Origin of the sequence: Chryseobacterium sp. JV558, from assembly GCF_033712365.1 — a bacterium.
In the GTDB taxonomy this organism is placed as follows: Bacteria; Bacteroidota; Bacteroidia; order Flavobacteriales; family Weeksellaceae; genus Chryseobacterium.
The window spans coordinates 522,712-546,263 of record NZ_WJHU01000003.1 but is presented as its reverse complement, the minus strand read 5'-3'; the positions used below and the strand labels follow the sequence as shown (position 1 = coordinate 546,263).

Sequence of the window (23,552 nt, the reverse complement as noted above, 5' to 3'; positions counted from 1 at the left end):
GCTTGATTTTTTATTTTCTGTTCATAATCTGATGTACATTTTTTTCGATATTCTGTGCTAATGTTTCCATAGGGATATCATTCTCATCATTATTGAAGGGGTCTTCAATCTCTTCTGCAATAAGCTCAAGACTCATCAGTACATAATATACAAAAACAGTAAGCGGAATCATGAAAAGGCCAATGGTGATAACATAGGCAATAGGTAAAGCAAAAACGTACAGAATAATAAATTTCTTGATGAATGAAGAGTAAGAATATGGGATCGGAGTGTTTTTAATCCTCTCACAGCCTCCGCATACATCCAGAAATCCTGACAGCTGAGTATCTAAATACAGCATTTCAATTTCTGAAATTTTACCTTCTTTTTTTAATAAGTTCAATTTATGAGTCAGCAGAATAACAATTTCGCTAGGGCCATGGTTTTTCAAAGAATTTTCTATTTCAGAATAATCTTCATCCAAAGCGAGTCTTGTGGATTCCTTAGAAAGATGTTTGGCTAAAAAATGAGGGAAATACTTTAAATATCTTGCAATCTGCTCAGCATCCTGACGGTTGTCCCCAAGAATGGTATTGATTTTTATAGCAAAATTTCGGGTGTCATTGACCAGTTTTCCCCAAAGCTTTCGGCCTTCCCACCATCTGTCATAGGCAGTATTGGTCCTGAAAACCAATAAAAGTGAAAGTACAAAACCCAACAGAGAATGAATCATTCCCACGTTACTGATTCCTGATTTTGAGGTAAGGTGCAGATATTCCACTTCCAGGTACTGAATTCCCCAGGAATAAAGTCCTATAAGAACCATACTTGGGAAAAGGATTTTCAGTGTATCACTTTTGTGTAAACTGAAAAGAATTCTAAGGAAATGTTTGGTATTGTAGACTCTCATAAATTCACTTATTACCACAAATATAATTTTTTTCACTCAGTTCCGGCTGATGAAAACTTGTGAAATCTAATTTTGGAGGGCTCTTTTTTTAATTTTTGCAGGTTTCAAAAAAAGACTATTTTTATTTCGCATTAAATACAAAATACATGATCCTCGAAAACGTAGATACTGTAAATGATATCAGTAAAGAAGATTTTCAGAAGAATTATTTTAAAAAGCAGAAACCTCTTTTAATCAAGAATTTTGCTAGTCGATGGGATGCTTTCGATAAATGGAATCTGGCCTATATTCGTGAAAAAGCGGGAGATCAGGAGGTTCCGTTGTATGACAACAAGCCTGCGGATGCGGCCAAAAGTTCTGATGCTCCGGTAGCCCAAATGAAAATGAAGGAATACATTGATACCATAAAAAAAAGACCTTCAGATTTGCGCATTTTTTTCTATATCATTACAGACAGACTTCCTGAGCTGCTGAAAAATTTCACCTATCCGGATTTGGGAATGAAATTTTTTAAAAGACTTCCAACATTATTTTTCGGAGGGAGTGAAGCTCATGTTTTAATGCATTATGATGTGGATTTGGGTGATTTTATGCATATCCACTTTGAAGGAAAGAAAAGAATCCTTTTGTTTGATCAGAAGCAGTCACCGTTTTTATATAAAGTCCCTTTATCTGTTCATACAGTTTATGAATTAGATTATGAAAATCCTAATTATGAAAAATTTCCGGCTTTACAATATGCCAAAGGGTACGAAATTTTTATGGAACATGGCGATGCTCTCTTTATTCCAGGCGCTTTCTGGCACTTCAACAGATACCTTGAGCCTGGTTTTTCACTTTCATTACGAGCGCTTCCCAATAAACCGAATGTCTTTGCCAATATGCTGTATCATGTCTTCATTATGAGATACACGGATAAGCTCATGAGAAAATTATTCAAAGCCAAATGGGTAAACTACAAGCAAAAATGGGCCTATAAGAAAAGTTCTGAGGCTTTGGAGAAACACCTTAGAACAGGAAGATAAAAATTACATCTTTGATAATTTTAACGCAAGGACGCAATTTTTAGTTTTATTGCTGCTAAGAGCCCGTAAAGACATTTAATTCAGCGAAGAAGCTTTCAATTGCTAAATGAAATGCCCTTGCGAACAAAAAATAAGATGAGTTAATTCATTTTCTTTGCTTCTTAGCGTTTAGATTTTACATCAATTTATTTATTAATAAGCCCAAAGATTGTGGCATCCACAAATTTTCCCTTTTCAAAAAAATAATCTTTCAACGTTCCTTCTTTGCTGAAATTTAATGAAGATAAAAGCTTTTCAGAAGAAATATTGGAAGGATCAATGAATGCGTCTACCCGGTGAAGTCTCATAGTTTCAAACCCATAAGTCAGAATCGGAAGGATGGCTTCTTTCATATAAGATTGCTGCCAGAATTTTGGGTTGAGCTCGTAACCGATTTCAGCTCTGAAATGTTCCCGGTACCAATTGTGGTAGCCGCAGGTGCCGATCACTTTCTTTTCAGATTTCAGTTCAAGCGCCCATCGGAATCCTCTTCCTTTTTCAAATTCACTGTTAAAGTGCTGAATAATGCGCCGGGAGTCATCTTCTGTTTTGAAAGTCTCCAGATCATAATATTCCATGACTTCATCCAGAGAAAAATACTCGAACAGGTCTTGGGTATCATTGAAAGTAAGCTGACGTAAAATAAGCCTTTCAGTCTCTAAAACAGGAAATTCCATGAATGATGTGATTTGATGGTGAAAATACGATTAATTACTGATAAAGAAAAGTATAGAAGATTAACCCCTAAACAATTCTCTTACCCTGAATTTATTTTTCTAAATTTGGGGCTCATTTTTTACTATGGCAAAAGCAGCGAAGAAAGAAACCCCATTAATGACGCAGTACAATACCATCAAGGCGAAATACCCTGATGCGCTATTATTATTCCGGGTTGGGGATTTTTATGAAACTTTTGGGCAGGATGCTGTCAGAACTTCTCAGATTCTGGGTATTGTGCTTACCAAAAGAGCCAATGGTGATGGGCATATAGAGCTGGCCGGATTTCCACATCACTCTGTAGATTCTTATCTTCCAAAATTGGTAAGGGCAGGCATGAGAGTAGCGATCTGTGATCAGCTTGAAGACCCGAAAACAGTAAAAGGAATTGTGAAAAGAGGTGTTACTGAATTGGTTACGCCAGGAGTTACCTTCAATGATCAGGTATTAAATTCAAAAAAGAATAACTTTCTTCTTTCTTTACACAAAGAAAAAGAGAAATATGGAATTGCCCTTGTAGATATCTCTACAGGAGAATTTCTGGTAAGTGAAGGAAACCTGGAGAAGCTATTGCACATTGTCAATACTTTTGATCCCAGCGAGATTATTTACCAGAGAAGTGTTCAGATTCCGGAGCAGATTAAGAATAAAAATGCCTTCAAACTGGAAGACTGGGCTTTTCAATATAATTTTGCCTATGAAAAATTAACGAATCACTTTAAAACCAATTCTTTAAAAGGATTTGGGGTAGAAAATCTTCCCTTGGCGATTACAGCAGCAGGAGCCATTTTTGCCTATCTGGTAGAAGATACCCATCATAATCTGCTGGCCCATATTACCAAACTTCAGATCATTCCACAGGAAGATTATCTGATGATGGATAATTTTACTCTGAGAAACCTGGAAATTGTTTATCCAAGCAATCCACAGGGGAAATCTCTGCTGGATATCATTGATAAAACCTCTACTCCGATGGGAGGAAGGCTTTTGAGAAGAAGAATCATTCTTCCTTTAAAATCTGTGAACGAGATCATGAGAAGACTTTCTCTGATTGATTTCTTAAACGAAAAAGATACTCTTAAATACGAAATTTGCCAGCTTCTGAAATCGATTTCTGACCTGGACCGATTGATGGGCAAACTGGCCGCAGAGAAAATTTCACCTAAAGAACTGGGATATCTTCGCCAAAGTTTAATTAATATCCATACAATCAAAGCTTTATTGCATCCTCATGCAGATGTGCTGGCGTGGCTGGAACCTTTGTTTGACCTTGAAGAATTGATTAAGTTTCTGCAAAATCATCTTAATGAAGAACTTCCGGTAAGTATTGCCAAAGGAAATGTCATTAAAGAAGGAGTTTCTGAAGAGCTGGACAGATTGAGAAATCTACAGAGCAAAGGGCGTGGATTCCTGGACGAAATGTGCCAGAGAGAGATTGAAAGAACAGGTATTACAAGCCTTAAAATTGATTTTAATAACGTTTTCGGATACTATATTGAAGTTCGAAATACTCATAAAGATAAAGTTCCGGATGACTGGGTAAGAAAGCAGACCTTAGTGAATGCGGAGAGATATATTACTGAAGAATTAAAGGAATACGAAAGCCAGATTCTGGGTGCCGAAGAAAAAATAGGGGTTCTGGAAACCTCGCTGTACAGAAACTTATGTGCAGAAACAATGATTTATATTGATCAGATTCAAGGGAACTCCAATATCATTGCTCAGCTTGATGTGGCTTCCGGATTATCTGAACTGGCTGTTTCTGAAAGCTATACAAGACCTGTTTTGAATGACGGTTATGCCATTGATTTAAAAGAAGCCAGACACCCGATCATTGAGAATGCACTTCCTCTTGGGGAAAAATATATTCCGAATGATATATTCCTGGATAAAGATTCTCAGCAGATTATCATGGTGACAGGGCCAAACATGGCCGGTAAATCTGCCATTCTGCGTCAGACGGCTATTGTGTGTCTTTTGGCTCAAATCGGAAGTTTTGTACCTGCAAAACATGCTGAAATCGGATTACTGGATAAGATCTTTACGAGGGTAGGAGCTACAGACAATATTTCTGCAGGAGAATCTACTTTCATGGTAGAAATGAACGAGGCTGCTAATATTTTGAACAATATTTCAGAACGAAGCCTGATTTTGCTGGATGAAATCGGCCGTGGAACTTCCACTTACGATGGAGTTTCTATTGCATGGGCAATTGCAGAATATCTTCATCAACATCCTACGCAGGCTAAAACCTTATTTGCAACACATTACCATGAGCTGAATGAAATGACTGTCAATTTCGAAAGGGTAAAAAATTTCCATGTTTCTATTCAGGAAAATAAAGGAAATATTATCTTTCTTAGAAAACTGGTTCCCGGGGGAAGTGAACATAGTTTCGGTATCCATGTTGCAAAACTGGCGGGAATGCCTTCTAAAGTGGTCAACAGAGCCAATGAGATTCTTAAAACACTTGAAGCGAGCAGAACTCAGGGCAGTGGAAGCGCTTCTGAGAATATCAAAAGAGTGACAGAGGAAAATATGCAGCTCTCTTTCTTCCAGCTGGATGATCCTGTTCTGGAAAATATCCGCGAAGAACTGACAAAAATAGATATCAACACGCTGACACCTATTGAAGCTTTAATGAAGCTGAATTCGATAAAAAAAATGATTGGAGGTTAATCCAATCATTTTTTATTTAACAATATTCTGTAAGATTAACAGCAAAATCCATCCTGCATGCCAGGAACTCCGGAGCGTTCTTCTCCTGTGTGCGGATCTGTACAGCTTATTACTCTTGGGCAGATAGGTCTGTTGGCTCCGCCGCTGATCTCTTTTAGCTCACTTTTGTTAAGCTTTCTTTTTTGATTTTTTGAATTTTTCATAGTAATTTGAATTTGGTAAAAGCGAATTTACATAATATTTTTATTGATTCAAAATATTGTTATTCAAATTGTTAAGTTATTTTTTTTGATAATTGCCTTATCATTCCTGAAGAGGCTGTATTCCATAAAAAAGATTGAGGGGTTGCCTCAATCCTTTTTAATTTATCTGATAAGTTTGCTGATATTAGCAGCAAAATCCATTTTTGTCACCAGCACCAAGCTGCCAATCTTCAAATTCTCCCATGCGGCAGAATCCATCAAAGCATAATCTTCCGCTTCCTTTAATATCTTTCAATTCACTTTTTGTCAATTTTCTTTTTTGAATGTTTGATTTTCTCATGATAATTTTAGTTTTGATTTGATTTTTCTTGAAATTTTTTGATTAGCAACAGAATCCGTCTTTTCCTACAAGACCCGGAACCATTTCTCCTGAATCAGGATGTGTACAGAACCCTCGAAGACATCTTGGAGGAAGTGCTCCACCATTAATTTCTTTTAGTTCGCTTTTGTAAAGCTTTCTCTTTTGAATGTTTTGTTTTTTCATGGTAAATTTAGTTTTTGATTCTACTCAAATATACAAAATCATTCATATAATTCTACTGGTTGTGAGAAAATTAACATATCTGTGCATGAAAAATAAAAAAGAGCGCTTTAAGCGCTCAGTGTTTTATAAATGATTGTATTCGTATAAATTAACATCAGTGGAACCTGTAGGTGTATTTCCTGTTTTATCATAATAGCTTCGGATTTCTTTTGTAGGATAGCCGCTGGCATTGTATTCAAAATTAGATTTGAATATTGTCCATTCAGTTCCGGTTCCATTATTATAACTGACGATGTGATTGTAGCTTAATGTATTGTGAGCAGATCCGCTTTCATCTTCATTATCAACAATCTTTAGGTATCCGGTTATATTTTTTAAAGGAGCATTTTTTGTATCATATACTACTGTTTTTAAGGTAGAAGTTGCTGTTTCAGTAGTATTATTTTGAGTTCTTGAAAGAGTACCGGTCCAGCTGCTCATAGAGCCATCAGCATTCAGTACAGCATTTCTTGTTTCATTTCTTGTTGATGCTGAAGTAGATGCAGTATAAAGTATTTTTACATTATTATTGGCTTGATAAGTATAGTTGGATTCTGAGCTCCACTGTCCGCCGAAATCAATTCCGTTAATTGTCTTTTTTGATAATCTGCCATTTCCGTCGTAGGCAAATTTAGTCGTAAGAGAGGTATTTGAGCCATTAACTACAGATTGTGTGATAAGATCACCAGAATAAATAAATGTAGTTACACTTCCTTCGGTAAGATTTTTGATTTGAGAAATTTTTGATCCGTTATAGGTAAACGTTAAGACATCTCCGTCCATCGTCATTTTCGTTACTAAAACCGGATTGTTATCATTGTTGTTCCCGTTGTTGTTAGATGAATCATCATCATTGTTGCTGCTAGAGCATGATGCCAAAAAGAAAATTGGCAGAAGCAAATAAGTTTTTTTCATGGTTTTAAGTTTAAGGCTGTAAAAGTATTAAAAAAATGTATTGGTGATAAAAATAAGTTGTTCATTTGTAGATAATTTATGAAATAAGGAAAAGTCATTTTTTATATATTTTTGAATTGTAGGGTTTTATGGTTTTAAATATGAAGAATTTAATAAAGATATTAACAGTATTTATATTTTGTACGGTTTGTAAAGCCCAGCAGACCGAAGTTTCTGTGATAAAATATGAAGATCTGGAAAAGCGGATTCAGCAGGAGCAAGATAAATTGCTAGTCGTAAACTTTTGGTCAACAACCTGTGGGCCATGCGTAAAAGAGCTTCCTCATTTTATGGAAGTAAATGCTGAGTTTACGGATAATCAGAAATTTAAAATGATTTTAGTTTCACTGGACAGGCTGGCAGATAAAGAAAGAGTATTGAAATTCATTAAAAATAAAAACCTTACCGCTGAGGTTCTCTTACTGGATGATATCAAGAGAATGAATACCTGGATCCCAAAGTTTGAAAAAGACTGGGATGGGAATATTCCGGTAACGCTATTCTATAAAAACGGGGTGAAATTTCACTTCAATGATGGTGAAATGAGTAAAGCAGACCTTGAAAAAACAATTAAAGAAAATCTACAATAAATAATCGATTATGAAAAACCTGAAAATTTTAATGACCGCATTCATCGTTGGACTGGGATTACTGAGTTTTACAACGAAAGATCATGATAAAAACAAAAGTCAGAAAGAAAATATTGCTTCTAAAGGCTATGAAGTAGGGGATGAAGCTGCTGATTTTAAGCTTAAAAATATTGACGGCAAAATGGTTTCTTTAAGCGATTTTAAGAGTGCAAAAGGATTCATTGTGGTATTTACATGCAATCACTGTCCATATGCCAAGAAATATGAAGACAGGATTATTGAGCTGGATAAAAAATACAAAGCTCAGGGATATCCGGTTATCGCAATCAATCCTAATGATCCTAATGTACAGCCGGAAGACGGTTACCAGCAGATGATCGAAAGAGCAAAGCAAAAGGGGTTTACTTTTCCGTATCTTGTAGATGAAGGGCAGAAAATTTATCCACAGTATGGAGCAACAAAGACACCTCATGTTTTTGTTCTTAAGAAAGAAAACGGGAAGAATATCGTGAAATATATCGGTGCTATTGACAATAATTATGATAACCCGAATGATGTCTCCGAATATTATGCTCAGGATGCTGTAAATGCTCTGATAAAAGGTGAATCGGTGAAAATGACAAAAACGGTAGCCATAGGATGTACAATTAAAGTAAAGAAATAATATATTTGCTTATATAAAATAGATCGGTGTTCCTTGAATACCGATTTTTTATGCCTAATCCCTTTTGAAATGAAATTACAATTCAGCCTGAAATATCTTCTCCTGACCCTATTTATTTTTCTTGTAGAAGTATTGATAGCCACCAAACTGAGTCATGTTTTCTTCGTAAGAGCTTATCTTGGGGATGTTATTGTGGTGATGCTTCTTTACACTTTCGTAAAGACTTTTGTAAAAGTAAATAATGAGAAACTGATTCTGGGGATTCTTATTTTTTCTTTCCTGATAGAATTTGCACAGTATTTCCATATTGCGGAAAAATTAGGCTTCCGTCCTGGAAGCCTGATGTATATTGTTATCGGAAATTCTTTTTCATGGATTGATAACCTGTGCTATGCTGTAGGCTGTCTGCTGCTCTACCTTTTCGTAAGGATGACAAAAAGTGAAAACTTAACCTCAAATCCTAATCCCTAACGCCTGCAACCCAGCACCTATTATCTATCTCCCAAAACTATCGTACTTATCCTCTGCATACTTGGTAAAACGGTTCAGTAAAGCTACATTTTCCTTTTCCATAGGAGAAAGATCATTGTCTACATTGCTGGAAACCGGGATGTACCAGTCTGTTTGTTCAAAGAAATTTCTGTAGGTTTCTTTTTTGAAAGAGTAGCCATGTCTTGCAAATACGGAATTTTTAATGATCTCAAGATCAAGTTTTCTTAAATTTTTAAGATCCTTTTCCGTCAGTTTCTGCTTGGAGGCATTCAGTTTGAAAATTGCTTCTGAAGCGATACGGTTTTTAGACGTTTTATAGCTTTCTGTCTTGCCTGTTTCTTCATCCTTGTACTTTTCTGTGAACTCTTTAGGATTGGACCAGTCTACCAGGTCAGAATCTTTATCCAGCATAAAGTTGGGATTATACACAAACTCTTTTTTAGTAAGCTTGAGTGTTTTGGAAGGAGCTTTGACTGCTGTTTTGTTAAAGGCATTCCATTTTCCGGTTAAGCTGTCTCCTTTCAGTTTTACTTCAAACCTTCCGTCTGTTTTATCATTTCCCGGTTCATCCAGCACAAAAGACGCTGAAGCCTCATTGAAAAGCCCTCTGAATGGACGTTGATTGCCATTCACAATACTTTGTCCGTAAACACTGTCCTTGGTGATTCTGTTGATCTTTAAAGAAATTCTTTTATAATTATCAACATCATATTCTGAGCCATCTGTCTCGTCAACTACTTTTTCCATTCCGGCAAACTCACCGGTATAAATTCCGTAATATTCTTTGTGAACCTCAGGAACAACTACAGAATCCTTTTTTGCAGTCAGAGAATCTTTCCCCGATTCATTGGTCTTTCCCTCTTTTTTACAGCTTGCCAAAGAAACTGCCAGTAAAGAGATTAATGTGTAATTTACAATTTTCATATATGTTTTTTTGTGATTAAATATTCAATAATAAGGATGTTGGGAATCCAGCCCAGCCATGCAATGATTTGATACACGTCCATAGGATTGGGATGAAATAAATATACAATAATAACTTTCCACATTCTCAGGGTAATCGCAGATAATGTAAAAGCAAAACTGCGCCACATCCATTGCTTGTGTTCTTTAAACTTCTTTTGTCTTGCCAGCTGATATGCCTTAAACGTTGAAAACCACCATAAAAAACCTAAAACGACAAACGATATTTTGGATAAAAGACCTCCGTTTGCAAAGATTCCCATATAAATTCCAGATGGTGCGGCGAAAATCAGTATGAGAAAAATGTACACTTTCCCCATGTTCTGGTGGAAATTTTTTAATCCAAAATCTTTTCTCAGTATAGCTAAAAACCCTGAGAGAAGAACAAAAATACTCGTATAAACGTGAGTATAGAAAAATGTGAGATATTCAGGTCTTTCTACCACTTCCGTCTGCTTAATCATCAGAAAACTGGCTTCAGGATTAAAAGGAATATACTCTAAGGTAATTTTTAACATCAGCCAAAAGAAGTATCCAAATCCTATGACGAGAAGGATTCTAAAGAAGGCAGGTGTGTTTCTTTTAACGGATAACATTTTTCGTTATTCAAATTCTAGGGTAACAGGAAAAGTATAATAGCTGCGTACCATTACTTCATTGGATTCGGCGGGTTTCCATTTGGTTTCCAAAGACTTTATAATCTCTTCTATTTCCCTGTTTAGATCAGGAAGATCTCCGGTAACCAATATATTTTCTATTTTGCCCTTGGCATTAACTGTAAATTTTACTTTCGAAAAAAATCTGCCTTTTATCGGAGTTATTTTGTCTATTTGTATTCTGTCAGCAATATCTTTTTGAAGAGCTGCCATTCCTCCTGGATATCCACCATGTTTAGTATCTTCAGGACTATACTGCTCTGTGGGATGATCTTCGGCTGGTTGTATTTTGGTTTCCTGTGTCTGAGCAAAAGCCAACCCAAATCCGAGACATAAAATGAATGCTAATATTTTTTTCATGTGTTTTTTTTAGTAAAATTAATACTTTTTACAAGTTATTGAGATCCTGTGCAATCAGCCATCCTTCACTCCAGCAAGCCTGGAAATTGAAACCTCCGGTTACGGCATCTATATTTAAGACCTCTCCGGCAATATAAAAATTAGGGAGCAGTTTGGAAGACATGTTTTTGAAGTTAATTTCCTTTAAATCAACGCCTCCAGCTGTCACGAATTCATCTTTAAAAGTTGATTTTCCGGTCACTTGAAACTTCTTTTTGCAAAGATTTTCAAGAATTTTCTCCATTTCCTTTCCGGAAATATTAGCTACCTGTTTGTTGAGGTCAACTTTTGAAATATCTAAAATCTTCTGCCAGAACCTGTTGGTAATATCAAAAATCTTAGACTGCCCGATAGTCTTTTTAGGATTGCTTTGTTTAAAATTATGGAAGGTTTCCTCCGCTTCGTCCATTTCTATGGAGATAAAATTAACTTCAATTTCAAAGTTATATTTCAGTTTTGCCAGACTTATAGCCTCCCATGCGGAAATTTTCAAAACAGCAGGTCCGGAAAGTCCCCAGTGGGTAATAAGCAGCGGTCCGCTCTCCTCGGTTTTCAGCTTTGGAATAGAGATTCCTGCGTTTTCAAAGCTTGTTCCCGGAAGATCTTTCAGCAATTCATCCTTAATATTAAAAGTAAAAAGGGAAGGGACAAGGTCTATAATCTTATGTCCCAGATTTTCAACCATTTTTAAAGACTTTGGAGAGCTTCCCGTTGTATACACGATATAATCTGCCTCAAAATCCCCGGAATTGGTTTTTACGATATATTTTTCATCCTGCTTTTCAATCTCTTTTACCGTACATTTTGTTCTTACGGAGACATTTTTCTTTTGGGTCTCATTCAGAAAAGTATTGATGATAGTCTGAGAAGAGTTGCTTTCAGGAAAAGTTCTGTTGTCATTTTCAATTTTCAGCGGAACATTGCGCTGATCAAACCATTCCATCGTGTCACCAGGTTGAAATTTGCTGAAAACACTTAGCAGTTCCTTGTTTCCACGAGGATAAAACTGAACAAGCTCTCTGGGATCAAAGCATGCGTGAGTCACATTACAACGTCCGCCTCCGGAAATTTTAACTTTCTGAAGGACATCTGAGTTCTGTTCTAAAATCGTAATTGTATATTTCTTTTCGTCAAGATTGGATGCACAGAAAAAGCCTGCAGCACCGCCTCCGATAATAATGATCTGTTTCATGTATATGTAATCCTATGCGGAAGATTATTTTTTCAAAAGTACAATTTTTATAAACCATCTTATTTGAGTATTTTTGAAGATTATAATTTTAACGAGACCAAAAATGATTTTCTACCATAAATTTGAAGTGCGATGGAGCGATCTTGATGCCAACAAGCACTTAGCCAATTCATCCTATGTACAATATTGTGCGCAAGCCAGAATGGCTTTTATGACTAAAGAGAAAATGGGAGTAACCCAGCTAAGCAGATGGGGAATTGGTCCTGTAATCCTGCATGAAAGATATTCTTTCTTCAAAGAAATCTACGCAGATCAGATAGTCATTGTAAGTGTGGAAATAGACGGATGTGCAGAAGATTCTTCTATCTACCGTTTCGTACACAAATTCTATACACCGGACGGAATGCACTGTGCCACTGCAGAAGCTACAGGAGTATGGATTGATATGATGCTTAGAAAAATGACCACTCCGCCGGATGATGTAGTGGAAGCAATGAATAAGTATAAAAGCCCGGAAACGGTTGTATTATCGAAAGAAGATTTCAAAAAATTTCCTTTTCACCCACACAATATCGACCCGGCAGAAATTAATATATAAATGATGAATGATGATTGGTCAATGACAGCGATGAAATATTGTATTCTTGATGCATCAATTATCATTTATTAATGATCACTTATAAACAGAAATTATGTTTGAAGATAAATCACAGGAGCTGACGCCCATTTCAAAATTAGGAGAATTCGGTCTTATTAAACATTTGACAGAACATTTTCCGCTATCCAATGAATCTTCAGAACTTGGAGTAGGAGATGATGCAGCAGTAATCAATCCTGATAACAAAAAAGTAGTTCTTACTACAGACGTACTGGCAGAAGGAGTGCACTTTAATCTGGGATATGTACCCTTGAAGCATTTAGGATATAAAGCGGTGGTGGTAAACCTTAGCGATATTGCAGCAATGAATGCAACACCTACGCAGATATTGGTTTCCCTTGCGGTTTCCAACCGTTTTCCGGTGGAAGCTTTAGAAGAAATCTATTCCGGAATTCAGGCTGCCTGCGGAAGATACAAAGTGGATCTGATAGGAGGAGATACTACAAGCTCCAATTCAGGGCTGGTAATGAGCATTACCGCTGTAGGAATTGAAAATGATGAAAATATCGTCAAAAGAAGCGGAGCAAAACCTAATGATCTTCTTGTGGTAACAGGAGATTTGGGTGGAGCATACATGGGATTACAGATTCTTGAAAGAGAGCATGCTGTATATCTTGCAGATCCAAACATGCAGCCGGAAATGGAAGGCTACGACTATATCCTGGAAAGACAACTGAAACCTGAAGCAAGAACAGACGTTAAAACGATTCTGGAAGAACTGGATATAAAACCAACTTCTATGATCGATATTTCGGATGGGCTGGCTTCTGAAATTCTTCACCTTTCAGACCAGTCAAAAGTAGGATTCAGATTGTATGAAGAAAAAGTACCATTGGATAATCTTACCATCTCTACCGCGGATGAAATGAACTTAAATCCGGTAATGACTGCTTTAAGCGGAGGCGAAGATTATGAACTTCTGTTCACGATTTCACCAGATGATTTTGATAAAATTAAAAATCACCCGGATTTTACCATTATAGGACATGCTGTAGAAAAAGAAGAAGGAAACTTTATGGTAGCAAGGGGGTCTAACCAGCTGGTAGCGCTGACTGCTCAAGGTTGGGATGCCTTTTTAAACCAATAAAACCGAAAAATTATATTTAATTTTAAATATTGTAAGAAAACCGCAGCACTTTTTTTGCTGTGGTTTTTGTTTATAGCTAATTGTTTACAACAGAGTAATGATTACACCAGAAAAAGAAATCCCGGTTCACCATCTCACTTCTGAAGAATTTCAGATGAGTACGCTGAGTGAAGCAGGCCCAGAGAACTTTCATGATGTTCACCGGCATAATTTTTTTGAAATTATCTGGTTCAAGGAAGTTTTTGAAAACAGCCGCTTAGAACTGGATTTTGAAAGCTATAAACTTGAGAGCAATCAAATCTGTATCATTGCACCAGGGCAGGCATTCAATATGAAACTGGAAGGAGAGGAAGGATATGCAATGGCAATAAGCAGAGAAATTTTCAATGAAGCCTGTGATATAGAATCGGTACTCACAGGAGGAGAGCTTCCCTTTTTTTTAAATCCCAAAAATGAAAAAACCTGCAGTACGATTATATCACTCATTGAGCAGGAATATAAAGCTGCATCAAGAACAGAACTTTTAAAGGCATACCTGAAAGCTTTTTGTATCATCATTGGGGAGCAAATTCACAGCCAGCAACCTTTATTGAATGACCGTCAACGCATTCAGGAACTGGTGGGACTTATTGAGAGGCATTATATAGTACATAAAGAAACAGGTTTTTACGCTGATCAATTAAAGATAAGTACCCATCATCTTAATGATATTGTCCGTCTTTTGAGAGGTACAACAGTAAAAAAAATGATTTCCCAGCGTCTTATCCTGGAAGCGAAAAGAGAACTTAGTTTTGGGGCTTTAACAGTGAAAGAGATTGCTTTTAAATTGGGTTTTAGTGATGCTTCCTACTTTTCTCGCTTTTTCAAAAAACATACAAACCAGAATCCTGATGGGTTTAGACCTGGAAAAAGCTAATCCTCAGAATGTTCCTTTAAAATATTCACAATGGCTATAGTTAACAAATAAAATCTTCATTTTGTGCTATCCTTCCTTCAGTTCTTTTATTGAAAAATAAAGCTTTTTACATCAACTTTGCAGCTGAAAAACCGCCTGTGAAGGCTTATATTATTTATGAAGAAGAATTTGAATATTGTAGTGTTTATTTTAGCACTGCTCAACACCTTGGAGTCGCTAAGTATAGATCTTTATCTTCCCGCTTTCCCAAGTATGGCTAAAATCTTTAATACCGATATCGGTCATATCCAGATCTCCATTTCGGTGTTCTTTGCCGGGTTTGCTTTCGGGCAATTATTATGGGGACCTTTATCAGACAAAAAAGGAAGAAAACCTATGCTGTATTGCGGGCTTTTACTTTTTATTATAGGAGCTACGGGCATCTATTTTACCTCAGATATTTATGTTTTATGGGCGATGCGTTTTCTGCAGGCGTTCGGAGGAAGTGCTGGGATTGTTATTGGTAGAGCGATCATTATTGATCTTTATGATAAACAGAAATCGGTAACGATCTTTTCCCAGCAGTCTCAGATCAGTGGTATTGCTCCGATTGTAGCCCCGTTACTGGGAAGTGTGTTTCTTAAATTCTGGGGCTGGAACAGTTCTTTTGCTTTTTTATGCATCATGGGACTGATTACATTTTTCATGGTATATAAATATGTGCCGGAAACTAATGCCAGAATCAATCTTTCTGACGAGGAACTGATGGATGAAAAAGGATTAAAAGATCAGCTGAAAATGATCCTTTCCAACAAAGATTTTATCAACAGTACAATGGTAGGGAGCCTTACTTTTGCATCACTTATTATTTACATTTCAAATGCACCATTCTTATTTATGGAAATCCATGGTTTCTCTAGCACTGTGTTCAGTTTCATATTTGCTTTTAACTCTCTGGGATTGATAATGGCTGCTTATATTACTCCTAAACTGATCAAAAGAATAAGCAATTCAACCCTTTTATTTACAGCAACCATTGTGTTGCTGATGGTATGTTCAATTCATGTTCTGATTGCTGCTGAAAACGTTTCTGTAGCTCTGGAAATTGCAATGCTTTATCTGTCATTACTGGCTATTGGTATTTTGTTTCCTATTACATCCGCTCATGCGCTGTCTCCATTTAAAGAAGGAAGAGGAACAGCAGCGGCTTTACTTGGATTCATGCAGTTGATGGTTACCTTCTTAATATCGGGACTGATTGGACTTTTGGAAGCAGACTCTATCCTCCCGATGGTAATAACACGTTCTGCAATGGCATTAATCGCGGTTTGGTTCGGATACCGAATTTTTAAGGCTCAAAAAGCAGCAGCTTAGGAAACCTGTTCTCCAGAATATTGGAAAACTAATCCTCTTATTTGATCCTGTTGTCATACAATCCGGACACTTAATCAAGTAATTTTTGTAAAAAATAACCAAAGGGCTCTCTTTGCATAAAATTTAAAATATGAAAAGAACCCTTTCGACGGTTTTATGTTGTTTATTGCCATTAGGATACTGGGTAAATGCACAATCCGGGATTTCTGCAGAGCTGAAAACAGAATATATTCCGGGCTCAAACTATATCCGCCCAGAAGACAGCACAAAAACGAATTCTAAAAGTGATTTTAAAAGGATAGATCTTAACCTGAGTATTCCATTATCCGTAAAAAAAGATTCCGATGGGAAGGTAAGATCGTGGTCTATGCTGCTCAGCGGATCTTATGCAAAGATGAGTCACAAAAATTATGAAACCCAATTATTTCCAAATGAGATGCTGAATGCGCAGGTCGGAATACAGCATATGAGACCTTTGGGCAAAAAGTGGAGTATGATGATGAATGCATCTGTGGGAGTGTATACAGACCTTGAAAGAGTCAATTTTGATGATGTACTGGGGCAGGGAGGAATTTTGTTTATCAGACATTTTAACCCTAATCTTTCATTAGGAGGAGGGCCGGTGCTTACTACGGCTTTTGGAGTTCCTATGATTTTACCATGGATCTATTTTGACTGGAAGACCAACGGAAAAATTAAATTCAACATCAATTTCCCTCAAGGTATGGAAGCCGGTTATATGTTTTCAGAAAAATTTACTTTAAAAGCTGTTGTAGATCTCAATGGAATGACGGTAGAGAGAAATGTAGGCGGAAAATCTATGCTGCTGGGTTATCAGCAGATCACTGCTGGGCTCAGACCAGAATTGAAAATCAATGATAAACTTACGTTACGTGTAACAGGTGGAACGGCAATACTGAGAAGTTTCAGCGAAAATGATAGGAAAATCAGTAGTATATTCAGAGACAAAAAAGTAGCAGATCCAAGATTTGCAAGTACATTCTATGCTGCAGTATCATTGCGCTGGAATCTGCCATAAAAATAAGAAAGGGAAGGCTTGTAAAAATATTTTACACCTTCCCTTTTTTTGATATGTTATTTCTTCTTTACTTACTGATCAGTTTCTTATATACCACCTGATTAAGCAATTCCTCTTTTCGGGTACGGGAAATGGGAAGCTCAATTTTATTAATGAAAAGCCTTCCTCCCGAAATCATATCAATATGGGTAATATTGATGAGGAAAGATTTATGGATCCTGAAAAAATGATCTGAAGGAAGGGATTCCTCTATCGCTTTCATCGTCTGATGAATAATCAGCGACTTATCTTTAAAATGAAGCTTGGTGTAATTCTGCATACTTTCAATATACAGGATATCTACCCAGGAAACCTTAATAAAGGAGTCAGACTGCCTCACATACAGAAACGGATCATCCAAAGAGGTATTCTTTTTCAATTTTTCACTGATGATAAACTGTTGCTGTGCCTTATTTACCGCCTGATAAAAACGGTTAAAAGCAATAGGTTTTAAAAGATAATCCGCTACCTGCAGACGAAATCCCTCCAAAGCATATTCAGAATAGGCTGTGGTAAGAATACATAACGGTGGATTTTCCAGCTGTTCCAGAAATTCCAGACCGGTAAGATAAGGCATGTTGATATCCAGGAAAAGAAGATCTATTTCGCTTTCCTTTACTTTTGCGTCTGCTTCCAGTGCGGTGGCACAGGTTCCTTCAACCGATAAAAAATCAATTTGATCAGCCAGTTCTTTAAGATGGAATCTTGCAAGAGGTTCATCATCTATAATCAGGCATTTCATTTTAGGAATATTAGAGCTCATGATGGTCAGATAAAGTTAAAATTAAAGTTATTTTGAAAATATGATGATCTGATTCAATTTTTAGATCATGAGAGTCGGGATATTGCAACTTTAAACGTTTTTTTACATTCTGAAGGCCAATTCCGCCCGCTCCGTCTTTCTTTTTGTAGGTAGCCATATCGGAATAGGAATTTTCAACATAGAAATAAAGATTGTTATCTTTTTCTTTGCAGGAGATTTTCACATATCCTTTATGACCGGGAAGCCTGCAGACATATTTAAAGGCATTTTCGATAAAAGGAACCAATAGCAGAGGAGCAATATAAGCTTTCCTGTTATTAATTTCCCAGGAAGCTTTTACATCCAGTTCATTTCCCCATCTCAGTTTTTCTACCTCAACAAGATTTTGAAGATACTCAATCTCTTTATCCAAAGGAACTAATGGTTGATTACAATGATACAGCTGGTACCGTAGAATATCCGAAAATTTCATCAGTAAAAAATCAGCAAGCTGTGTGTCTGTTTTCATCAGAATATGAATATGGTTCAGGATATTGAATACCACATGAGGATTGATCTGATCCTGCAAAAGTTTAAGCTGGTTTTCCAGATGGGCTTGCTGAAGAAGAATATGATCACGCTCTATCCTTCCATGTTCTTTATAAAATTTTATACCACATGCTGCTCCGTTGATCAAAAATGAAGCGGGCAAGGACATATAAAAGCCTTTCCATAAAAAAGGAAGCTGGTCTGGGAAATTCGGTGGAAGCTCATTTTTTGGAGCCACTTCAAGATAAGTGAAAATAAAAGCGAAGATAAGGCTCAACATGAAAATAACGATTACAGCCTGTATCAGAAACTGTTTCATCTTTTTTTCCCGTAAGGCTTTCGGAAGAAGCTTATTGGTTAAAAAATGAGTGAATGTAAATGAAGAAACCGCAATAATAACGGCTTGGATCATAGCAATATATTGCTCAGTGGTAGTCTGAAAATTACACCACAGTACAATAGCCAGAACAAGCCAGAAACTAAAAGTAAATAGATATTCTTTAAAGGCAAAAGATTTTGTCATGGAACTTGAAATAAGTTGATAAAAAAATTAGAAACTGCAGGGAAAACAGTTTCTAATAGGTAAAGATAATTTAAGTTTTTTAGAACAGGAAATAACCTATTCCCAGGGAAAAACTGTGGGGTTTGGACTTAAACTCTTTACTGATGCCTGAAAGACCTGTTTCGTACCTAAGATCTACTGTGAAGTTTTTATAATCTACCCCAATACCTCCTGTAATTCCAATATTGGATTTATCAAACTTTTTAAAACCTTCCTGCAAAGCCGTAGAGGAAGATAAATTATTATTAAAGGCATAGCTGTAAACACCTCCTGCGAATGCTCTGACATTAAAATCATCAGTTTTAATGAATTTATATCCTATCATTACAGGAATATCAATAGCGTTCCATGAAAGTTTTGAAGAGCTTCCGTCTTGGGACTGGTATGATGTCTTTCTTTTGTTGAACAGAGCTTCTCCCTGTACGTACAACCTTCCGATGTCCATTCTTGTCATTACTCCTGCCTGATAACCGAATCCATATTTCCCTTCCAAAGAAGACTCTGTTGAGGTTTTTGTAAAGTTTGCCCCTCCCTTGACCCCAATGTGAAAAGCGGGAGTCTGCTGTGCTTTGGTTTCTATACTGCAAAAAATGCATAATAACAATGCACTTAGCGCTAAAAATTGCTGCTTCATAAATTAATTGTTGTTAAAAATCTGATGCAAAACAACAATGATGAAGGCAGAAATGAAATTTTATTTGATGAATGGCAGAAATGCTTTGACAAGGATCTGTTTTCGGGTGAAAATAAAAATCGGAAGTATCTCTACTTCCGATTTTCTATCATTAAAATGGTTGTTCTTCACATCTAGAAGGAGGATTACATCCGCCGCCTCCGCCTGGATTTCCACCACCTCCTACGGCGATGCATTGTCCGGGATTTTCGTTTTCATACATTTCGCATGCATATCCCCAGGCACATTGGCAGTCGTCCTGACAATTATAAGAGTTGCCTCCCATATGACAGCCGTCTATTCCGCTGCCCAGAATTGTAGATAAGTCTTTTCTCAAAAGTTTTTTGATTTTTTTCATAGTTAAGTTGGTGTTAAATGTTATCGTTTATAAATTGTACATCTTTGTAAATATAATGAAAAGTATTAAATAGTTGTATGTTAATTATGTGTTTGGGTGTTTTTTCATGTAAAAAAACCACTATTTAAGTGGTTTTGTATTAATGTGTAAATATTATGTTTTAGAAACTAAAATCCTTTTGATACAGCATATATTCTTTTTTGAAAAGAGGGATCGTTCCTTCATATCTTAGAGGAGCTATTCCAAAACCATAAAACATATCAGCCTGGATTTTACCCTTTACAGAAAACACGCCTTTTCTTTCAGGAACAAATGTCAATCCTAAAGACGAAAGGGCAGAAGCTCTTCCTCTTAATCCGGAATTGGCAATAGGAATAGAAATAAACATCAGTCCCACAGCGCCTTTTGCTTCTAAGCCTGCTTCAGCAGATAAGTTTCCTTCTGCACCAGTGATGGCAGGGTCTGATTTCTTTTGAAGATTAATATTAATTGCCGGATTTTTGCTGATCAGAAAGTTGGCATTTCCTTCAAGATCCAACAGTTGTCCCTGTACTTTTCCTGTAGCCTGTACTCCAAGGAAAGGACCAGCAGAAAGAGTAGGACTTAAGATCAGTCCTGTAGGCCCCAAAACAATAGGAACAATAGGAATATTCAGGTAGTCTGTAGTACTGGCTGTATATCCTAGATTTCCTACAATACTCGCAGTGCTTTGAAGTTGGATGTCATCCATAATGAGGTTGACATAATAATTAGCTAAATGTCCCCATGAGAAGGTGATGTTGTAATCAATTTTTGGGGTAAACCCGCCTTTTACGTTCACGCTGGATGTTCCTGCTGAAGATAAGGGAAAGGAAAAGGTTTTATCAAAATTAAAACGGTTGAACGCAATTACCTTTTGATTTTGGAGATTCTTTGCTTCAATAGAAAGTATTTTACGATTGATTTCCTGAGAAACCAAGCCTTCTACGGGAACATAATTCACCATTTTTCCATTGATACTAATCGGTGCTTTATCTGAAGGATCATATACTCCGCTTAACGTTCCGCTATAGATAAATTCTTCAAGCTTTGCACTGGAGGTTTGTACGGTAAACTGGTTATTTGCTTTAGAGACAAAGCTTACTTTTGAAAGAATTGTGTTCACCTGATCACCTTCTATTTTAGTGCCTACAATTACGGTTCCTACCGAAATACTGTCGGTTTGTGGGGTCATACGGCTAAATGTAATTTCCCTGTCATTATGAACGGAAATTGCATTGACAGATTCATCATTAAGAATAATAACATTCTTCTGTAAAGTAAGATTTCCCAAAGTTTTCATTTGAACAAACTCTGCAGGTTTTTCAACAGGAGCATCCGCCGGATCATCCTGAGAACAAGACGTTAAAAGAAACAAACAGAAAATAGAAAAAAGAAGAGAAAAATAAAACTTTCTGTTGATTTTGAAGAAATTAGATTTCATTTTCATAAGCAGTGATTTTAAGTTTTTCTCTAATTTAGGTGAATTATTTAAAGCTTACAAAAGAATCATGTTAAATTAGTGTCAATAACATAATGATTTTCAATGAGATTTATATTTTCTTCACGATGATATTCCCGAAATATGGAAAAGAAAAACCCGCTCTCATTGGAACGGGTTCATTATATTATTTTTTAAAAGTTAATACTAAAGGAATAGAAACGTTTGATGACACTGATTTTCCTTTGTCTTCAGCCGGTTTCCACTTGCCTTTATCTTTTATACGGTAAAAAGCCGCTTCAATAAATGCATTTACATCTTCATTATTTCCTTTTACATTAGGATCCAGAGCATTTCCTTTAGAGTCAACTACAAAAGTTATTGTTGCTTTGTAGGCATCCGGAGAAAAGTTTAAAAAACCAAGATCAACAGCTTCATATAAGGCCTTTTGGAAGGCTGTTTTGCCTTTATCATACTCGGCTTCTTTAGTGACTTTTGTTTTTACAGGAGGATCTGCAGCGATCATTTTCTGATCCTCAAGAGAAGCTTTATCTAAAGCGTCTTTGTAAGCTGCTATTTTCTCTTCTGTCAAAAGCCATTCTTTCTTCGTCTTTAAATCATTAGGCTTAGGATATTTGTTATACAGAGCCGTTTTCTTTCTTTCATAGCGGGAATCTGCCCTTTGAAATTCAGAAATCTGGGCACTGCCGAAAATAAAAGTGAAAATGAATGCTGATGCTAAGACCTTTTTCATGATTTATTAAGCTTTTACAATATTAATAATTACTTCAGTTGCTTTTTCCATACTTTCCAAAGCTACATATTCGTAGGGTCCGTGGAAGTTGATTCCTCCTGCGAAAATATTAGGACATGGAAGTCCCATATAAGAAAGCTGAGCACCGTCTGTTCCTCCTCTGATCGCTTTGATCTTAGGCTCGATACCTGCTTCAGTCATTGCTTTTGCGGCAAGATCTACAATGTGCATTTTACCTTCAAACTGCTGCTTCATGTTTCTGTATTGCTCTTTGATCTCCACTTCAGCAGTTCCTTCGCCGTGCTTTTGGTTGAATTCAGCTACTTTTCCTTCCATGAATTTCTTTCTGGTTTCAAATTTATCTGCATCATGATCACGGATAATGTATTGAAGTTTAGCCTCAGAAATATCTGCTGTAATATCCATTAAATGATAGAATCCGTCAAAACCTTTTGTTGTTGAAGGCGTTTCATTAGCTGGAAGCATTTGAGCAAATTCAGCAGCTAAAAGAGCTGCATTGATCATTTTTCCGTAAGCATAACCAGGGTGAACACTCAATCCGTGGATTTTTACCACAGCTCCTGCTGCGTTGAAGTTTTCATATTCCAATTCTCCAACTTCTCCACCGTCCATTGTATAAGCCCACTCTGCACCAAATTTTGCAACATCAAATTTATGCGCTCCTCTTCCGATCTCTTCATCCGGAGTAAATCCTATAGCAATTCTTCCATGCTTAATTTCTGGATGAGCGATAAGGTATTCCGCAGCCGTCACAATCTCTGCACAACCCGCTTTATCATCAGCACCAAGAAGCGTATTTCCGTCAGTAGTAATTAACGTTTTACCGATATATTTTTTTAAACTTTCAAATCTTGAAGGAGACAGTGTGAATCCTGTCGCCTGGTTCAGAAGAAGATCATTTCCATCATAATTTTCCCAAACCTGAGGTTTTACATTTTCTCCACTAAAGTCCGGTGAAGTATCATAGTGTGAAATAAATCCGATGGTAGGTCTGTCATCATTTTCAAGGTTAGAAGGAACATATCCCATAATATAACCATGCTCATCAATTGAAACATTTTCCAGACCGATCGTTTTCAGCTCTTCAGTGATGTAATTGGCAATATCCCACTGGCGGGGAGTAGAAGGTGTTGTTTCACTCTCTGCATCGCTGGTTGAATATATTTTTACATAGCTAAGAAAACGGTTCAGTAATTTTTCTTTCCACAATGGGTTGAATTCTATTGTACTCATCAGATATCATAAATTTTAACAAAGTTAGCAAATTTGATGCTCAGAATATGTTATTTGCGACTTA

General features: G+C 36.6%; 27 protein-coding genes. 10 read left to right on the top strand and 17 right to left on the bottom strand.

Annotated elements, in window-relative coordinates; genetic code table 11:
- Positions 1–10: 10 nt before the first annotated feature.
- Positions 11–907, bottom strand: coding sequence for a bestrophin family protein (locus GFU89_RS13400; RefSeq protein ID WP_318847603.1), 897 nt, complete (start codon positions 905–907; stop codon positions 11–13).
- A 128-nt stretch (positions 908–1,035) separates the two neighbouring features.
- On the opposite strand from GFU89_RS13400, the gene GFU89_RS13395 reads away from it, so the two are divergent.
- Positions 1,036–1,914, top strand: coding sequence for a cupin-like domain-containing protein (locus GFU89_RS13395; RefSeq protein ID WP_318847602.1), 879 nt, complete (start codon positions 1,036–1,038; stop codon positions 1,912–1,914).
- A 185-nt stretch (positions 1,915–2,099) separates the two neighbouring features.
- Here the strand turns inward: GFU89_RS13395 and GFU89_RS13390 are convergent, their stop codons facing one another.
- Complete coding sequence (locus GFU89_RS13390; protein ID WP_318847601.1) at positions 2,100–2,630, bottom strand: GNAT family protein; 531 nt, start codon at positions 2,628–2,630, stop codon at positions 2,100–2,102.
- A gap of 124 nt (positions 2,631–2,754) precedes the next feature.
- On the opposite strand from GFU89_RS13390, the gene mutS reads away from it, so the two are divergent.
- On the top strand, positions 2,755–5,349 hold the full coding sequence (mutS, locus tag GFU89_RS13385; RefSeq protein ID WP_318847600.1) for a DNA mismatch repair protein MutS: 2,595 nt from the start codon (positions 2,755–2,757) through the stop codon (positions 5,347–5,349).
- A 35-nt stretch (positions 5,350–5,384) separates the two neighbouring features.
- Here the strand turns inward: mutS and GFU89_RS13380 are convergent, their stop codons facing one another.
- The 4 genes from GFU89_RS13380 to GFU89_RS13365 form a co-directional block, all read right to left on the bottom strand.
- Positions 5,385–5,552 carry a hypothetical protein gene (locus tag GFU89_RS13380; protein ID WP_318847599.1) on the bottom strand — a complete coding sequence of 56 codons (168 nt, stop codon included), beginning with the start codon at positions 5,550–5,552 and terminating at the stop codon, positions 5,385–5,387.
- 184 nt (positions 5,553–5,736) lie between these two features.
- Positions 5,737–5,892, bottom strand: coding sequence for a hypothetical protein (locus GFU89_RS13375; RefSeq protein ID WP_318847598.1), 156 nt, complete (start codon positions 5,890–5,892; stop codon positions 5,737–5,739).
- 42 nt (positions 5,893–5,934) lie between these two features.
- Entirely contained in the window at positions 5,935–6,096 is a 162-nt protein-coding gene (locus GFU89_RS13370; RefSeq protein WP_318847597.1) for a hypothetical protein, read from the bottom strand.
- Positions 6,097–6,219: 123 nt separating this feature from the next.
- Positions 6,220–7,050: a hypothetical protein gene (locus GFU89_RS13365; RefSeq protein WP_318847596.1), complete on the bottom strand. Its 831-nt coding sequence runs from the start codon at positions 7,048–7,050 to the stop codon at positions 6,220–6,222.
- A 140-nt stretch (positions 7,051–7,190) separates the two neighbouring features.
- Here GFU89_RS13365 and GFU89_RS13360 point away from each other — a divergent pair, with 140 nt between their 5' ends.
- The 3 genes from GFU89_RS13360 to GFU89_RS13350 all read left to right on the top strand — a co-directional run bounded on the left by GFU89_RS13360 (position 7,191) and on the right by GFU89_RS13350 (position 8,814).
- On the top strand, positions 7,191–7,679 hold the full coding sequence (locus GFU89_RS13360; RefSeq protein WP_318847595.1) for a TlpA disulfide reductase family protein: 489 nt from the start codon (positions 7,191–7,193) through the stop codon (positions 7,677–7,679).
- 10 nt (positions 7,680–7,689) lie between these two features.
- Positions 7,690–8,343 (top strand): thioredoxin family protein, encoded by a 654-nt coding sequence (locus GFU89_RS13355; protein ID WP_318847594.1) that lies wholly within the window; start codon positions 7,690–7,692, stop codon positions 8,341–8,343.
- Positions 8,344–8,412: 69 nt separating this feature from the next.
- Positions 8,413–8,814 carry a DUF2809 domain-containing protein gene (locus GFU89_RS13350; RefSeq protein ID WP_318847593.1) on the top strand — a complete coding sequence of 134 codons (402 nt, stop codon included), beginning with the start codon at positions 8,413–8,415 and terminating at the stop codon, positions 8,812–8,814.
- Positions 8,815–8,838: 24 nt separating this feature from the next.
- On the opposite strand, the gene GFU89_RS13345 is transcribed toward GFU89_RS13350, so the two are convergent.
- Genes GFU89_RS13345 through GFU89_RS13330 form a run of 4 tightly spaced genes read right to left on the bottom strand, consistent with a single transcriptional unit; the run spans position 8,839 to position 12,045 of the window.
- Positions 8,839–9,759: a YARHG domain-containing protein gene (locus tag GFU89_RS13345; protein ID WP_318847592.1), complete on the bottom strand. Its 921-nt coding sequence runs from the start codon at positions 9,757–9,759 to the stop codon at positions 8,839–8,841.
- Positions 9,756–10,394 (bottom strand): DUF2306 domain-containing protein, encoded by a 639-nt coding sequence (locus GFU89_RS13340; RefSeq protein ID WP_318847591.1) that lies wholly within the window; start codon positions 10,392–10,394, stop codon positions 9,756–9,758. The genes GFU89_RS13345 and GFU89_RS13340 overlap by 4 nt, the downstream gene beginning before the upstream one ends.
- Positions 10,395–10,400: 6 nt before the next feature.
- The gene (locus GFU89_RS13335; RefSeq protein WP_318847590.1) at positions 10,401–10,814 is read right to left on the bottom strand and encodes a hypothetical protein; all 414 of its coding nucleotides are present in this window, start codon (positions 10,812–10,814) and stop codon (positions 10,401–10,403) included.
- A 28-nt stretch (positions 10,815–10,842) separates the two neighbouring features.
- The gene (locus tag GFU89_RS13330) at positions 10,843–12,045 is read right to left on the bottom strand and encodes an NAD(P)/FAD-dependent oxidoreductase (RefSeq protein WP_318847589.1); all 1,203 of its coding nucleotides are present in this window, start codon (positions 12,043–12,045) and stop codon (positions 10,843–10,845) included.
- Between the two features lie 103 nt (positions 12,046–12,148).
- On the opposite strand from GFU89_RS13330, the gene GFU89_RS13325 reads away from it, so the two are divergent.
- The 5 genes from GFU89_RS13325 (at position 12,149) to GFU89_RS13305 (ending at position 17,098) form a co-directional block, all read left to right on the top strand.
- Complete coding sequence (locus GFU89_RS13325) at positions 12,149–12,643, top strand: acyl-CoA thioesterase (protein WP_047422103.1); 495 nt, start codon at positions 12,149–12,151, stop codon at positions 12,641–12,643.
- Between the two features lie 94 nt (positions 12,644–12,737).
- On the top strand, positions 12,738–13,790 hold the full coding sequence (gene thiL / locus GFU89_RS13320; RefSeq protein WP_318847588.1) for a thiamine-phosphate kinase: 1,053 nt from the start codon (positions 12,738–12,740) through the stop codon (positions 13,788–13,790).
- Positions 13,791–13,887: 97 nt separating this feature from the next.
- On the top strand, positions 13,888–14,706 hold the full coding sequence (locus GFU89_RS13315) for a helix-turn-helix domain-containing protein (RefSeq protein ID WP_318847587.1): 819 nt from the start codon (positions 13,888–13,890) through the stop codon (positions 14,704–14,706).
- 156 nt (positions 14,707–14,862) lie between these two features.
- Entirely contained in the window at positions 14,863–16,059 is a 1,197-nt protein-coding gene (locus GFU89_RS13310) for a multidrug effflux MFS transporter (RefSeq protein ID WP_318847586.1), read from the top strand.
- Positions 16,060–16,189: 130 nt separating this feature from the next.
- Positions 16,190–17,098, top strand: a complete 909-nt coding sequence (locus tag GFU89_RS13305; RefSeq protein ID WP_318847585.1) for a DUF6268 family outer membrane beta-barrel protein — start codon at positions 16,190–16,192, stop codon at positions 17,096–17,098.
- Between the two features lie 67 nt (positions 17,099–17,165).
- Here GFU89_RS13305 and GFU89_RS13300 read toward each other — a convergent pair whose 3' ends face one another.
- From GFU89_RS13300 to pepT, 7 genes are all read right to left on the bottom strand, one after another.
- Complete coding sequence (locus tag GFU89_RS13300) at positions 17,166–17,900, bottom strand: LytTR family DNA-binding domain-containing protein (protein WP_318847584.1); 735 nt, start codon at positions 17,898–17,900, stop codon at positions 17,166–17,168.
- Positions 17,890–18,951 carry a sensor histidine kinase gene (locus GFU89_RS13295; protein ID WP_318847583.1) on the bottom strand — a complete coding sequence of 354 codons (1,062 nt, stop codon included), beginning with the start codon at positions 18,949–18,951 and terminating at the stop codon, positions 17,890–17,892. The genes GFU89_RS13300 and GFU89_RS13295 overlap by 11 nt, the downstream gene beginning before the upstream one ends.
- Before the next feature lie 79 nt (positions 18,952–19,030).
- Positions 19,031–19,624 carry a porin family protein gene (locus tag GFU89_RS13290; protein ID WP_318847582.1) on the bottom strand — a complete coding sequence of 198 codons (594 nt, stop codon included), beginning with the start codon at positions 19,622–19,624 and terminating at the stop codon, positions 19,031–19,033.
- Between the two features lie 151 nt (positions 19,625–19,775).
- A complete protein-coding gene (locus tag GFU89_RS13285) occupies positions 19,776–20,021 on the bottom strand; it encodes a hypothetical protein (protein ID WP_318847581.1) in 246 nt (81 codons plus the stop codon).
- A gap of 160 nt (positions 20,022–20,181) precedes the next feature.
- Complete coding sequence (locus tag GFU89_RS13280) at positions 20,182–21,489, bottom strand: hypothetical protein (RefSeq protein ID WP_318847580.1); 1,308 nt, start codon at positions 21,487–21,489, stop codon at positions 20,182–20,184.
- A 178-nt stretch (positions 21,490–21,667) separates the two neighbouring features.
- Complete coding sequence (locus GFU89_RS13275) at positions 21,668–22,234, bottom strand: hypothetical protein (RefSeq protein WP_318847579.1); 567 nt, start codon at positions 22,232–22,234, stop codon at positions 21,668–21,670.
- 6 nt (positions 22,235–22,240) lie between these two features.
- Positions 22,241–23,488 (bottom strand): peptidase T, encoded by a 1,248-nt coding sequence (gene pepT / locus GFU89_RS13270; protein ID WP_318847578.1) that lies wholly within the window; start codon positions 23,486–23,488, stop codon positions 22,241–22,243.
- Positions 23,489–23,552 lie beyond the last annotated feature (64 nt).

Coding starts and splice junctions, on each gene's coding strand:
- GFU89_RS13390 (WP_318847601.1), bottom strand. CDS start 2,630: ATGGAATTTCCTGTTTTAGAGACTGAAAGGCTTATTTTACGTCAGCTT.
- GFU89_RS13285 (WP_318847581.1), bottom strand. CDS start 20,021: ATGAAAAAAATCAAAAAACTTTTGAGAAAAGACTTATCTACAATTCTG.
- GFU89_RS13365 (WP_318847596.1), bottom strand. CDS start 7,050: ATGAAAAAAACTTATTTGCTTCTGCCAATTTTCTTTTTGGCATCATGC.
- GFU89_RS13295 (WP_318847583.1), bottom strand. CDS start 18,951: ATGACAAAATCTTTTGCCTTTAAAGAATATCTATTTACTTTTAGTTTC.
- GFU89_RS13290 (WP_318847582.1), bottom strand. CDS start 19,624: ATGAAGCAGCAATTTTTAGCGCTAAGTGCATTGTTATTATGCATTTTT.
- GFU89_RS13310 (WP_318847586.1), top strand. CDS start 14,863: ATGAAGAAGAATTTGAATATTGTAGTGTTTATTTTAGCACTGCTCAAC.
- GFU89_RS13335 (WP_318847590.1), bottom strand. CDS start 10,814: ATGAAAAAAATATTAGCATTCATTTTATGTCTCGGATTTGGGTTGGCT.
- GFU89_RS13330 (WP_318847589.1), bottom strand. CDS start 12,045: ATGAAACAGATCATTATTATCGGAGGCGGTGCTGCAGGCTTTTTCTGT.
- GFU89_RS13325 (WP_047422103.1), top strand. CDS start 12,149: ATGATTTTCTACCATAAATTTGAAGTGCGATGGAGCGATCTTGATGCC.
- GFU89_RS13395 (WP_318847602.1), top strand. CDS start 1,036: ATGATCCTCGAAAACGTAGATACTGTAAATGATATCAGTAAAGAAGAT.
- GFU89_RS13360 (WP_318847595.1), top strand. CDS start 7,191: ATGAAGAATTTAATAAAGATATTAACAGTATTTATATTTTGTACGGTT.
- GFU89_RS13370 (WP_318847597.1), bottom strand. CDS start 6,096: ATGAAAAAACAAAACATTCAAAAGAGAAAGCTTTACAAAAGCGAACTA.
- thiL (WP_318847588.1), top strand. CDS start 12,738: ATGTTTGAAGATAAATCACAGGAGCTGACGCCCATTTCAAAATTAGGA.
- GFU89_RS13280 (WP_318847580.1), bottom strand. CDS start 21,489: ATGAAAATGAAATCTAATTTCTTCAAAATCAACAGAAAGTTTTATTTT.
- GFU89_RS13350 (WP_318847593.1), top strand. CDS start 8,413: ATGAAATTACAATTCAGCCTGAAATATCTTCTCCTGACCCTATTTATT.
- GFU89_RS13275 (WP_318847579.1), bottom strand. CDS start 22,234: ATGAAAAAGGTCTTAGCATCAGCATTCATTTTCACTTTTATTTTCGGC.
- GFU89_RS13305 (WP_318847585.1), top strand. CDS start 16,190: ATGAAAAGAACCCTTTCGACGGTTTTATGTTGTTTATTGCCATTAGGA.
- pepT (WP_318847578.1), bottom strand. CDS start 23,488: ATGAGTACAATAGAATTCAACCCATTGTGGAAAGAAAAATTACTGAAC.
- GFU89_RS13380 (WP_318847599.1), bottom strand. CDS start 5,552: ATGAAAAATTCAAAAAATCAAAAAAGAAAGCTTAACAAAAGTGAGCTA.
- mutS (WP_318847600.1), top strand. CDS start 2,755: ATGGCAAAAGCAGCGAAGAAAGAAACCCCATTAATGACGCAGTACAAT.
- GFU89_RS13375 (WP_318847598.1), bottom strand. CDS start 5,892: ATGAGAAAATCAAACATTCAAAAAAGAAAATTGACAAAAAGTGAATTG.
- GFU89_RS13340 (WP_318847591.1), bottom strand. CDS start 10,394: ATGTTATCCGTTAAAAGAAACACACCTGCCTTCTTTAGAATCCTTCTC.
- GFU89_RS13355 (WP_318847594.1), top strand. CDS start 7,690: ATGAAAAACCTGAAAATTTTAATGACCGCATTCATCGTTGGACTGGGA.
- GFU89_RS13345 (WP_318847592.1), bottom strand. CDS start 9,759: ATGAAAATTGTAAATTACACATTAATCTCTTTACTGGCAGTTTCTTTG.
- GFU89_RS13300 (WP_318847584.1), bottom strand. CDS start 17,900: ATGAGCTCTAATATTCCTAAAATGAAATGCCTGATTATAGATGATGAA.
- GFU89_RS13315 (WP_318847587.1), top strand. CDS start 13,888: ATGATTACACCAGAAAAAGAAATCCCGGTTCACCATCTCACTTCTGAA.